The organism is Clostridioides sp. ZZV14-6154 (assembly GCF_020657785.1).
Classification (GTDB): Bacteria; Bacillota; Clostridia; order Peptostreptococcales; family Peptostreptococcaceae; genus Clostridioides.
Genome location: NZ_JAGWCY010000033.1, coordinates 1 through 725, shown reverse-complemented (window position 1 = coordinate 725; position 725 = coordinate 1). Strand labels below are relative to the sequence as shown.

At 37.7% G+C, this 725-nt stretch carries 2 tRNA genes and 2 rRNA genes; all 4 read left to right on the top strand.

Going from position 1 to position 725, the window contains the following annotated elements:
• Positions 1 to 92 (top strand): 23S ribosomal RNA (locus KGF45_RS19565); the annotation flags it as partial.
• Between the two features lie 201 nt (positions 93 to 293).
• Positions 294 to 410, top strand: a 5S ribosomal RNA gene (rrf, locus tag KGF45_RS19560).
• A gap of 5 nt (positions 411 to 415) precedes the next feature.
• Positions 416 to 504: transfer RNA gene (locus KGF45_RS19555), tRNA-Leu, on the top strand.
• A 9-nt stretch (positions 505 to 513) separates the two neighbouring features.
• Positions 514 to 590, top strand: a tRNA-Ile gene (locus KGF45_RS19550).
• Positions 591 to 725 lie beyond the last annotated feature (135 nt).

The following is a 725-nucleotide window of genomic DNA, read 5'->3' as shown; positions in this document are numbered from 1 at the left end:
ACCCCAGAAAGACTATCTGGTTGATAGGTCGAAGGTGTAAGTGCAGCAATGTATTTAGCTTATCGATACTAATAGGTCGAGGACTTGACCAATATTTATTTGATGTTCATTAATTAAAATATATATGCAGTTTTTAGAGTGTTAACTCTATGTATTTAAATTTGTCAATAATTAGAGATTTTTAAGAGTTTTATAAGCTATAAATCGAATGAAAAAAGTATTGACATAATAAGACAAAGATGTTATTATAATACTTGTCTTAGAAAAAAGATAAATGAAAATTTAGACAATAATCTGGTTATAATAGCAGAGAGGATACACCTGTTCCCATTCCGAACACAGAAGTTAAGCTCTCTAGCGCTGATGGTACTTGGTGGGAAACTGCCTGGGAGAGTAGGACATAGCCAGGTGATGTGCCGAAGTGGCGGAACTGGCAGACGCACAGGACTTAAAATCCTGCGGGACTTACCTCTCGTACCGGTTCGATTCCGGTCTTCGGCACCAAATTATTGTGGGCCATTAGCTCAGTTGGTTAGAGCGCCCGGCTCATAACCGGTAGGTCTGGGGTTCGAGTCCCTGATGGCCCACCACAATAATTTAAAGAACTTTGAAAATTAAACAGTAGGTTAATTTATAAAACAAGAAACAAACCATAAAGCCAGATATTTTGATAACAATAGTATCTGAGCCTGATAAACTTTTATTTGAGAGTTTGATCCTGGCTC